This window comes from uncultured Leptotrichia sp., assembly GCF_938036635.1.
In the GTDB taxonomy this organism is placed as follows: Bacteria; Fusobacteriota; Fusobacteriia; order Fusobacteriales; family Leptotrichiaceae; genus Leptotrichia; species Leptotrichia hongkongensis.
On sequence record NZ_CALHQO010000271.1, the window covers coordinates 1 to 10556 of the forward strand.

Consider the following 10556-nt stretch of genomic DNA (forward strand, 5'->3'; position numbering starts at 1 on the left):
CGCAATTAAATATCTCTCTAAAATTATATTTTAACAAACAGAAAATTAGTTTTTTTCATTTGATTGTCCAAAGTTTTGGATGCACTTTAAATTTAATTTCAAAAAAAGCACTCTGTTTCCAAAGTGCTTATTTTTTTTTACTAAAGTTATATTTTAAAATCAAGCTTAAAAATCACTTGATTTATTAGTTCAATTTTTAAAAATCTGAACATATTATTGCTACTCAACAATAACTTCCACAACTTCATCTACCGTAAATCTAGAAAAATATTCACCAATATCAACTGTTTCTAATTTTTCTTTCACAGCTTCCCTTGTATATTTCGTATCTTTCAAAAGATTTTCAATTTCACTCAAATCTTCATTTTTACCAAAGAAATCTCCATAGAATTTGATATTTTTAATTCTAGAATTTTCCACTGTGGCAAAAATTTGGATTTTACCATTTTCAAATCTCTTTCCTCTAGTTATATTAAATTCTGGCGACTCTCCGTAATTCCATTCCCAGCTTCTCTTAATTTCAGCTCTCTTGGAAATATAATCCAGCTCCTCTTGGCTAAAAACATACTCTTTCATATCTGGATACTGTTTTTTCATATATTCCATTATTTTTTCACCAAATTCATTTACAGTAATCGGTTCTTTCAAATGAGGAAGTATGTTTGTAACACGGCTTCTTACTGATTTTACGCCTTTTGATTCAATTTTATCCTTTGAAACTTTCAATGCATTTCCTAATTCTCCAAAATTTACATCAAATAATAGGCATCCATGGTGCATTACACGTCCTTTTATGTATGCTTGAGCGTTTCCACAAAATTTCTGTCCATCTATTTCCAAATCATTTCGTCCTGTAAATTCTGCTTTTACTCCCAATTCTGCTAGAGTTTCTATAATTGGCTTTGAAAATTCCTTAAAGTTAAAACCTTCCTTATCTTCCTGCTTATTGGAAATAATTGTGTAGTTTAGGTTGTTTAAATCGTGGTAAACTGCACCTCCGCCAGAAATTCTACGAATAACATGAATTCCTTTTTCACGAGTATATTCTGTGTTAATTTCCTCAATTGTATTTTGATATTTTCCTACAACAATTGTTGGCTCATTTATCCAAAGTAAAAATATTTCGTCAATATCACGCAGCTGCTTAAAGCAATACTCTTCCAAAGCAATGTTAAATGCTGGATCATTTGACTTACTAACATAATATTTCATATGTTTAAAATTCCTTTCAAAATTTCAATTTATTTCACTTTTTTATTATTTTCTTTTTCTAGGTAAATGAATCGCTTCATCTAATGCATCTGCACATGCTTCAAACAGAGCTTCTGAGTAAGTTGGATGAGCATAGATTGTTTTAATCACTTCATCTACTGTAATTTCCATTGCCATAAGTCCTGATGCTTCGTTAATCATTTCTGCCGCTGATGGTCCTACAATGTGCACCCCAAGAATTTCGTCATATTTTTTATCAACTATAACTTTTACAAATCCTGCTGATTCTCCTGAAGCCAACGCTCTTCCATTTGCTGCAAATTGGAATTTACCAACTTTAATGTCATATTTTGCTTTTGCTTCTTCTTCTGTAAGTCCTGCCATTGCCACTTCTGGCACTGTGTAAATTGCAGATGGAGTTGTTTCAAGTCTAACTTCCCTATGGTTTCCTTGAACTGCATTTTCAGCCGCAACTTCTCCCATTCTGAATGCCGCATGAGCAAGCATCTTGATTCCATTTATATCTCCTGGTGCATAAATTCCAGGTACACTTGTTTCCATATATTTATCAACTTTGATTCGACCTTTTTCCATTTCTAGATCAATTTCTCCAATAGCTTCTAAATCAGGTACTCTTCCGATTGACAATAATGCTTTTTCAGAAACAATGTCATCATGTCCGTCAACTTTGATTGTTAAGTTGTGTCCATCATCAACTATTTCCTTAATTTGTGTAGAAGTTAATATTTTCATTCCTTTTTTCTCAAGCTCTTTTCTAAGTACAGCTGAAGATTCCCTGTCTACTCCTGGTACAATTCTATCCATCATTTCCACAACTGTAACTTCACTTCCAAATGATAAGAACACTTGTCCAAGCTCAATTCCAACAACTCCTCCACCAATTACAGTAAGTGATTTTGGAATTTGCTGTATGTCTAAAATGTCATCACTTGTAAGAACTTTGTTGCTTTCAATTCCAGGAATATTGATTTTTCCGACTTTCGATCCACCAGCTAAGATTATTTTATCAGCTCTTAAAACAGTTTCTCCATTTACAACAACATCTTTATCCTTATTGATTTTTCCAACTCCATTAAACATTTTAATTTCGTTGCTCTTTAGAAGTCCTCTTACACCATTTGTCAATGTTTTAACAATTTCATTTTTCAACTGCACAACTTTTGGCATGTCAATTGTGTATTTTTCACTTTCCAAAATAATTCCTCTTTTGCTTGCCATTTCGATACCTTCGAGAATTTCAGCATTTTTAAGGAATGTTTTTGTAGGAATACATCCTCTGTTCAGACAAGTTCCTCCAAATTCATTTTTTTCTACAACTGCCGCTTTTGCACCAAGCTGAGCTGCACGAATTGCCGCTACATATCCAGCAGGCCCTCCACCAATTACAACAACATCAAATTCATCTTCTGCCTTTTCTTTTTTAGGGGTAGGTTGAGCCACATTTTCTGATTTTGGCTGTGAAGCTTGTGCTGGAGCTGCACTTACTGTATTTGCTGAACCTGCTTCTGGAGCTGCTTCTCCTTCTGCACCAATATATCCGATAATTTCTGTAACAGGTACAGTTTCTCCATCTCCTTTTACTATTTTTATCAAATATCCTGATGCTTCAGCTTCCAGTTCCATACTTGTCTTATCTGTCATTATTTCAAGTAAAATTTCCCCTTCTTCTACCTTTTCCCCTTCTTTTTTATTCCATTTTATAATCTGCCCTTCCGTCATATCTATTCCAGCTTTAGGCATAATTATCTCTGTAGCCATAAAATTCACTCCTTTATACTCAAATAATTTTACATTTCATATTTTCTATCTAATTTTAAATTAACAAAGAGATTGGATTTTCCAAAGCATTTTTCAAATCCTGCATAAATTTAGCCCCAGCAAGTCCATCTACCACTCTGTGATCAATTGTAAGCGTCAAAGTCATCATTGGACGAACTGTAATTTCACCATTTACAACAACAGGTTTTTCAACTGTAGAAGAAACTCCCAAGATTGCTGAGTTTGGCTGATTTATTATTGGGTTAAAGCTTTGCACCCCAAACATTCCAAGATTGCTTATTGTAAATGTGCTTCCACTTTGCTCATCAGGTGTCAACTTCATATCCAATGCTTTTTTCACTATCTTCTTAGATTCAACAACTAATTCGCTAAGTGTCATTTTATCTGCACCTTTTACAACTGGCACAAGAAGTCCACCATCAAATCCTACTGCAATCGCCAAGTTTACATAATTATGCAGAATAATCTGTGTCCCGTCTTCTGACAAACTTGAATTTACAAACTTGTGCTTTAACAAAGTTTTTATAACTGCAAATGAAATAATGTCTGTTATTGTAATTTTCTTTCCTGTACTTTCTAAAATTGTATCAAGTATTTTCTTTCTTAGTGCAATAGCTTCTGTCATGTCAATTTCATAATTAAGTGCAAATGTAGGTGCTGTTAGATAACTTTCTGTCATACGTTTTGAAATAACTTTTCTCATTGCTGACATTGGCACAATTTCTATATCCTGCTGTGCAACTGCTTTTTCTTCCGCGACAACAGCTTTTTCATGTCTTGCCAAATCTTCTGTTTCCTGTGGCTTAGCAATCAATTTTAAAATATCATCTCGCATTATTTTTCCATTGTATCCTGTCCCAACAACACTTTCCAGCTCAATGTTATGATCCAACGCAATCTTTCTTGCAAGTGGCGATATTCTAATATGGTTTTCAAATTTAAATGTTTCTACATCTTCCTTATGAACACGTCCATTTGCTCCGCTGCCTTTCACAAGAAAAAGATCAAGTCCCATCTGCTGTGCTAATTTACGTGCCGCAGGAGTAGCTCTTAACTCATTATTTTCCATAGCTTCTTCCTTTCTGTTTTATTTCTTCCTATATATTTTTTATTGTTTATTTTTTACTTTTCTAATTGCTTCTACAATTTTTTCCACACTTGGAACCATCGCTGTTTCAAGAGTGTGGTTATAAGGTATTGGTACATCTTCCCCTGCTAATCTTACTATCGGATGATCCAAATAGTCAAATGTGTCACTTTCTGAAATAATTGCAGAAATTTCTCCGATAAACCCGCTTGTTTTGTGAGCATCATTTACTAAAATTACTCTTCCAGTCTTTTTCACAGAATTTAATATAATTTCCTTATCTAATGGAACTAATGTTCTTGGATCTACAACTTCTACGCTAATTCCTTCACCTTCTACAATTTCTGCTGCCTTCATTACTCTTTCCAGCATTCTTCCATAAGTTACAATTGTAATATCTTTTCCTTCTTTTTTAATTTCACCTTTTCCTAAAGGAATAGTAAATTCAGGATCTGTAGGAACTTCACCTTTCATATTATACTGTGCTTTATATTCAAGGAAAATTACTGGGTTATTATCACGAATTGCTGATTTTAAAAGCCCTTTTACATCCGCAGGTGTTCCTGGCGCAACAACTTTTACTCCTGGAATATGAGTAAACCAAGACTCAAGCGACTGTGAATGCTGTGCTGCCGAACCCACTCCAGAACCTGCCGCACATCTGAATGTTACTGGCACTTGTCCTTTTCCACCAAACATATATCTAGTTTTTGCCGCCTGATTTACAATGTTGTCCATCATATAAACGATAAAATCCATAAATGTTACATCAACTATAGGACGAAGCCCTGTCATTGCAGCACCAACTGCAGCTCCAGAAATTGCTGATTCTGAAATTGGAGTATCTTTTATTCTTTCTGGCCCAAATTCATCAAGCATTCCAACTGATGTTCCAAAATCCCCTCCAAAAATTCCTACATCTTCTCCCATTAAAAATACATTTTCATCTCTTCTCATCTCTTCCGACATTGCTGTAATAATTGCCTCTTTTACAGACATCAACTTTGTTTCCATTTTCTATCTCCTTTTCTAATTCGCAAATATATCTTCAAATGCAGATTCTAACGTAGGTTCTGGACTATTTTTTGCAAATTCTACTGCATCTTCAATCTGTTTTTTTGATTTTTCTTCAAGCTCTACTAATTCTTCCTCTGTTGCAATATTATTTTCAAGTAAGTAATTTCTGAATTTTAAGTTAGGATCTTTTAACTTCCATTCGTCAACTTCTTCTTTTGTTCTGTATTTTCCAGGATCAGAACTTGAGTGTCCGAACCATCTGTAAGTTACGCTTTCAATAAATACAGGTCCTTTTCCTTCTCTCACATGCTTTACAGCCTTTTCAAAAGTTTCATAAACTGAAAGAACATCATTTCCATCTTCAATAAAATATCCAGGCATTCCATAAGCTGCAGCCCTTTGATAAAGATGCTCCACTTTTGCAACACTATTAATTGAAGTACTTATTCCATATCCATTATTAATTGCATAAAAAATCACAGGTACATTCCATACTGACGCCAAGTTCATTGCTTCGTGAAAGCTCCCTTCATTTGTAGCTCCATCTCCGAAAAAACAAACTACTATTTTTCCAGTATTTTTTACTTTCTGAGTATAAGCTGCACCAACTGCCATTCCGTGTCCACCACCAACAATTCCGTTTGCTCCCAAGTTTCCACTTTCTAAATCGGCAATGTGCATCGAACCACCTTTACCTTTACAAGTTCCAGTAGCTTTTCCCATAATTTCAGCCATCATTCCATTCAAGTCAATCCCTTTAGCGATAACCTGTCCATGTCCTCTGTGATTAGATGTAATAAGATCATCAGCATTCAATGCCGCAATAGCACCAACATTCGCTGCTTCTTCTCCTACTGACAAATGTGTCATTCCAGGCACCATTCCTCTTTTCACAAGCTGATTTACTTTTAAATCAAAATTTCTAATGCTAAGCATTCGTTCGTAAATATTCAGCAATTTACCTTTTGATAGTTCCATAATTCCCTCCATTAAATATATTTTTATATCTTTATAAATTTTTAACAATCAATATTTTGTTTTTCAAAATTTTCCAGTTAATTTTATCATAATTTTGTAATCATTACAACAAATATTTACAAGTTAAAAAAATATCTTTTTGTTTTCTTCGATGTTTAGACAATTAGCGTATCTATTTATAAATTCAACGTTTGTAAAAATGTATATTACTTGTATATTACGCATACAATCTCAAACGATTTCTGAAAAATAAAAACCCCTGAAAACCAGTGTTTCCAAGGGCGTATAAAATAATACAATTATCTTTTTGAGAATTGTGGGCTTCTTCTTGCTTTCTTTTTCCCGTATTTTTTTCTTTCAACCATTCTTGAATCTCTTGTTAAGAATCCAGCTTCTTTTAAAGCTCCTCTTAATTCAGCATCAGCTACTAATAATGCTCTTGAAACACCATGTCTAATTGCTCCTGCTTGTCCTGTGTTTCCTCCACCATTTACATTAACTTTTACTCCGTATTTATTTAAATTTTCTGTTAATTCTAATGGTTGTTCTACTATTTTAGCCAAGATTTCTCTTCCACCAAAATATTCTCTCATATCTTTTCCATTTATTGTTACTCCAGTTTCACCTGGTACTAATCTTACTCTTGCTACTGAAGTTTTTCTTCTTCCAGTTCCTAAATATTGAATTTTTTCTGCCACGAAAATTTACCTCCTATAACTCTATTCTTTCTGGTTTTTGTGCTGTATGTGTATGCTCAGATCCTGTGAATAATCTCAATCTGTTAATCATTTGGCTTCCTAATTTATTTTTAGGTAACATTCTTTCTACAGCTTTTCTGATTACTTCAGTAGGTTGTTTTTGTAACATTTCTTCTAAAGTTCTTACTCTCAATCCACCTGGATATCCACTATGTCTGTAATATTTCTTGTCTAATAATTTATTTCCTGTTACAGCGATTTTATCAGCATTTGTAATGATAACAAAATCTCCTCCATCAACGTGCGGTGTATAGCTTGGTTTGTGTTTACCCATTAATCTTACTGCGATTTCAGTAGCTAATTTTCCAAGCACTTTTCCTTCTGCATCTATCTCATACCAATTTCTTACAACTTCTTCTTTTTTTTGCATTACAGTGTATTTACTCACTTTGTTTCCTCCTGTTTTTATTCTCTATTTTATAGAATAACGGTCCTTTGTGGGAAAGGCTCATATTAGTTAATTATATATCATTTCCTCCCACTTGTCAAGAGAATTTCCTTGATATTTTTCCATTTGAAGAAATTTAAAAGATTTTATTCATAAAAAATTCCCTTTTTACTCTTAATCCTTATAAAAATCTGCTTATTTCTTTTTCTTAAGATTTTTAGTCATCTCTTTTTTTATTTGTTTTCTAAATTCATCTGACAGCAAAAATTCATATCCATGTTTCTTAATGAGTTTCATTTCTTTTTCTGTTATTTCCTCTGGAGTTTTTGAACTGGCAATTTTATATGCTAACGAATCCTCCAGGCGACATTTTTTAATAAGTTTCATTTCTTCTTTTGTTATGTCTTCCAGTTCTTTTGAACGAATAATTTTATCAGCCATTATATCCTCAATCATACTATTACCAGAATAAGTAAATACATTTGTACTAATTCCTAAAGCCATTTTATAGATAACACTAATATTTTTTCATATTTATCATTTCTTCCATTTATTTTTACTGAAAATATAATTCTTACATATTTTATCTATTTAATTTAAAGTAGTTTTCAAATCTAAAATATACTTTATAATACAATATTATTGTGCCATACATGTATTATGATGCCAATTTTTAAAGTAAAGTTTTTTTCCATATTTTTGGATAAACTTTAAATAATAAAATTGTAAACAAAATTGCAGCTGGTAACATTTTTTCAAATATATTTGAAATGTAATTTAGATTGATTATTTAAATTTTTGAGGTATCATTATTATAGAAAGGTGAATATTATGTTAAATTATAGGGAAACTGAAATATTGAATAATCTTATAAAAGGGGAAAAATATAATTTTAAATTAATATCTGAAAAATATGGTGTTTCAGACAGAGCAGCTAGATATTATATTAATAATATTGATAGTATTTTACAATTACTTGACTATAAGATTACTAAAAAAGTTAAAAATAGTATTTATCTTGACACTAATCAGGATTTTAAAAGTCTATTTGAGATTTTGGAAAAAATTCATAAATTATCTATAGAAGATAGGATAGATATTTTAAAGTTAATATTATTTTTTGACGAAAAAGGGCTTAATATTACAAAGATATGTAAAGAACTTGAAATTTCCAGAACAACAATAAAAAAAGATTTGAAATTGATATCAGAAGAATTTAAAATGCAGGGAATTGAACTACTTTATAAAAATGTCGATGGTTATCATATTAATGGTAGCTTTCAAAAAATCTTAATAAAAAAAATTGAACTTCTAGAAAAATTATTTGATTCCCTTAATGATAAAAATTTTTCAAAAGTAATCAAAACACAAGTTTTCGATTATTTTTTCAAATATATCAAACAAAAAAATATTGAAAATGCAAAAAAATTTATTGTAGAAATTGAAAAGGTTATGTTTTTAAACATAAATGAAGAGAGTTATAATAAAATATTTTCTTACGTCCTGCTGCTTTTAAATTTTGAAAAAGATTGTGAGAATAAAAAAGATTTTACTGCGAAAAAATTTTTAATTCATACAGAAGAATATAAAAAAATTGAAAAAATCTTACAAAAAATTCTTAACAAAAATGAAACAAAATCTGAAACGTTAATCGAAATAACTGATTTAATAATGGGAATAAATATAAACAGCTTAAAAAATAATTCGTTTGAAGACTGGATAAACGAGGAACTGATTATAAAAAAAATGATTTCCAAAGTGAGCAAAATTGTAAAAACTGACTTGACACGTGATGAAATACTTTATAACGGACTTTTATACCATATAAAGCCTGCTATGTATAGAATAAAAAATAATATTCAAATCACAAATTCGGTTTTTCAAGAACTGATTTTAGAAAAAGATCCTATTTTGGAAGTAGTAAATAGAGCTATAGAAGAAATTGAAGGCCTTTTTGAAGTAAAGTTTCCAGAAGATGAAATCGCTCTTATGGGCTTTCATATAAAAGCATCTATTGAAAGAAACACTTCTGAAAAAACTAAAAAGGTAATATTAATTTGTGGATTAGGTTATGGCAGTTCAAAAGTGCTTGAACAAAGCTTAAAGGAAAATTATGATTTGGATATTGTAGATGTTCTGCCATACTACTTGATAAAGACTTCAATGCCCAATTATGCAAATATTGATTTAATTTTATCTACTATCGATTTAGAAGAAAACTATGATATTCCTGTTATAAAAATAAATCCATTACTTAAAGAGCAAGATTTTATTCTTTTATCAAAATATGGAATAAGAAAAAATATAACAAAAATTTCTTTAAAGCAAATAATGGACATAATAAAAAATAATACAACCATAACAGATGAATACAAACTTATAAATGATTTGAAAAATAAACTTGAAAATAAAATTATTGATGACTTATCTGAAGCGGGAATTATTTTAAAGAAGATGCTTAATAAAAACAACGTTCAATTTGTAAACAAAGTTAGTGATTGGAAAGAAGCAATAACTAAAGCTGGAAATATACTTCAAAAAAACGGATTTATCAAGCAGGATTATGTAGAAGAAATGATAAAATTAATCGAAAAACATGGAGCTTATATTATTATTGAGGAAGGGATGGCAATTCCACATGCACCAATTTCAAAAAATGTATTGAAAACAGGAATTTCATTATTAATTGTAAAAGAAAAAGTTCTATTTCCAAACGGAAAAGGTGCAAACATATTTTTGAGTTTTGCAACTATCAACAAAACCGAACATCTAGGAATTTTAAACGACTTGTTTGAGTTAATTACAAAATATAATTTTATTGAAAAAATCTCAAAAATAACTGAATATGAAGAATTAGAAGAATTTTTCAGAAAGGAACTCATATGTTAGAAAAAATACTTGATGGTAACATTCAAATAATAGATTCTGTAATCGACTGGAAAGAAAGTATCAAAATCGCAGGAAAACCTCTATTAGAAAAAAATATAATAATGGAAAATTATATCAACGCTATGATAGAAAGTATTGAGAAACTAGGTTTTTATGTTATTTTAAGAGATAATTTGGCAATGCCGCATGCAAGACCTGAAGAAGGAGCAATAGGCACTGGAGTAAGTCTTTTGAAACTTAATAATCCAGTATATTATGGAAATTCCAAAGTTCAGCTGGTATTTGTGCTGGCAACTAAGGATGCAAATAGTCATTTGGAAACCCTTATGCAATTAATGGAATTGTTTCAAGACGATGAAAGCATTGAAAAACTTATAAATTCAAAAGATTATAACGAGATATTAGAAGTTATAAAAAAATATTAATT

The 10556-nt window shown here is 30.9% G+C and carries 10 protein-coding genes; 2 read left to right on the forward strand and 8 right to left on the reverse strand.

The window, feature by feature from the left end; genetic code table 11:
- Positions 1–219: 219 nt before the first annotated feature.
- The 8 genes from Q0370_RS05260 to Q0370_RS05295 form a co-directional block, all read right to left on the reverse strand.
- Positions 220–1212, reverse strand: a complete 993-nt coding sequence (locus Q0370_RS05260) for a lipoate--protein ligase (RefSeq protein WP_299573037.1) — start codon at positions 1210–1212, stop codon at positions 220–222.
- Positions 1213–1257: 45 nt separating this feature from the next.
- Positions 1258–2991, reverse strand: coding sequence for a dihydrolipoyl dehydrogenase (gene lpdA, locus Q0370_RS05265; RefSeq protein ID WP_299573039.1), 1734 nt, complete (start codon positions 2989–2991; stop codon positions 1258–1260).
- Positions 2992–3046: 55 nt separating this feature from the next.
- A complete protein-coding gene (locus tag Q0370_RS05270; protein WP_178934977.1) occupies positions 3047–4081 on the reverse strand; it encodes a dihydrolipoamide acetyltransferase in 1035 nt (344 codons plus the stop codon).
- Between the two features lie 39 nt (positions 4082–4120).
- A complete protein-coding gene (locus Q0370_RS05275; protein WP_299573047.1) occupies positions 4121–5113 on the reverse strand; it encodes an alpha-ketoacid dehydrogenase subunit beta in 993 nt (330 codons plus the stop codon).
- Between the two features lie 15 nt (positions 5114–5128).
- Positions 5129–6094, reverse strand: a complete 966-nt coding sequence (locus Q0370_RS05280) for a thiamine pyrophosphate-dependent dehydrogenase E1 component subunit alpha (RefSeq protein ID WP_299573050.1) — start codon at positions 6092–6094, stop codon at positions 5129–5131.
- 299 nt (positions 6095–6393) lie between these two features.
- Complete coding sequence (rpsI, locus tag Q0370_RS05285; protein WP_299573053.1) at positions 6394–6792, reverse strand: 30S ribosomal protein S9; 399 nt, start codon at positions 6790–6792, stop codon at positions 6394–6396.
- Between the two features lie 13 nt (positions 6793–6805).
- Positions 6806–7240, reverse strand: coding sequence for a 50S ribosomal protein L13 (gene rplM, locus Q0370_RS05290; protein WP_147005224.1), 435 nt, complete (start codon positions 7238–7240; stop codon positions 6806–6808).
- A 195-nt stretch (positions 7241–7435) separates the two neighbouring features.
- Positions 7436–7744, reverse strand: coding sequence for a hypothetical protein (locus tag Q0370_RS05295; protein ID WP_299573055.1), 309 nt, complete (start codon positions 7742–7744; stop codon positions 7436–7438).
- A 327-nt stretch (positions 7745–8071) separates the two neighbouring features.
- Here Q0370_RS05295 and Q0370_RS05300 point away from each other — a divergent pair, with 327 nt between their 5' ends.
- On the forward strand, positions 8072–10129 hold the full coding sequence (locus Q0370_RS05300; protein ID WP_299573057.1) for a PTS sugar transporter subunit IIA: 2058 nt from the start codon (positions 8072–8074) through the stop codon (positions 10127–10129).
- The gene (locus tag Q0370_RS05305) at positions 10123–10554 is read left to right on the forward strand and encodes a PTS sugar transporter subunit IIA (RefSeq protein ID WP_299573059.1); all 432 of its coding nucleotides are present in this window, start codon (positions 10123–10125) and stop codon (positions 10552–10554) included. The genes Q0370_RS05300 and Q0370_RS05305 overlap by 7 nt, the downstream gene beginning before the upstream one ends.
- Positions 10555–10556: the final 2 nt, after the last annotated feature.

Excerpts from the sequence above, each read along its gene's own strand:
- Q0370_RS05260 (WP_299573037.1), bottom strand. The coding sequence starts at position 1,212 with ATGAAATATTATGTTAGTAAGTCAAATGATCCAGCATTTAACATTGCT.
- Q0370_RS05275 (WP_299573047.1), bottom strand. The coding sequence starts at position 5,113 with ATGGAAACAAAGTTGATGTCTGTAAAAGAGGCAATTATTACAGCAATG.
- Q0370_RS05300 (WP_299573057.1), top strand. The coding sequence starts at position 8,072 with ATGTTAAATTATAGGGAAACTGAAATATTGAATAATCTTATAAAAGGG.
- lpdA (WP_299573039.1), bottom strand. The coding sequence starts at position 2,991 with ATGGCTACAGAGATAATTATGCCTAAAGCTGGAATAGATATGACGGAA.
- Q0370_RS05305 (WP_299573059.1), top strand. The coding sequence starts at position 10,123 with ATGTTAGAAAAAATACTTGATGGTAACATTCAAATAATAGATTCTGTA.
- Q0370_RS05280 (WP_299573050.1), bottom strand. The coding sequence starts at position 6,094 with ATGGAACTATCAAAAGGTAAATTGCTGAATATTTACGAACGAATGCTT.
- Q0370_RS05295 (WP_299573055.1), bottom strand. The coding sequence starts at position 7,744 with ATGGCTTTAGGAATTAGTACAAATGTATTTACTTATTCTGGTAATAGT.
- Q0370_RS05270 (WP_178934977.1), bottom strand. The coding sequence starts at position 4,081 with ATGGAAAATAATGAGTTAAGAGCTACTCCTGCGGCACGTAAATTAGCA.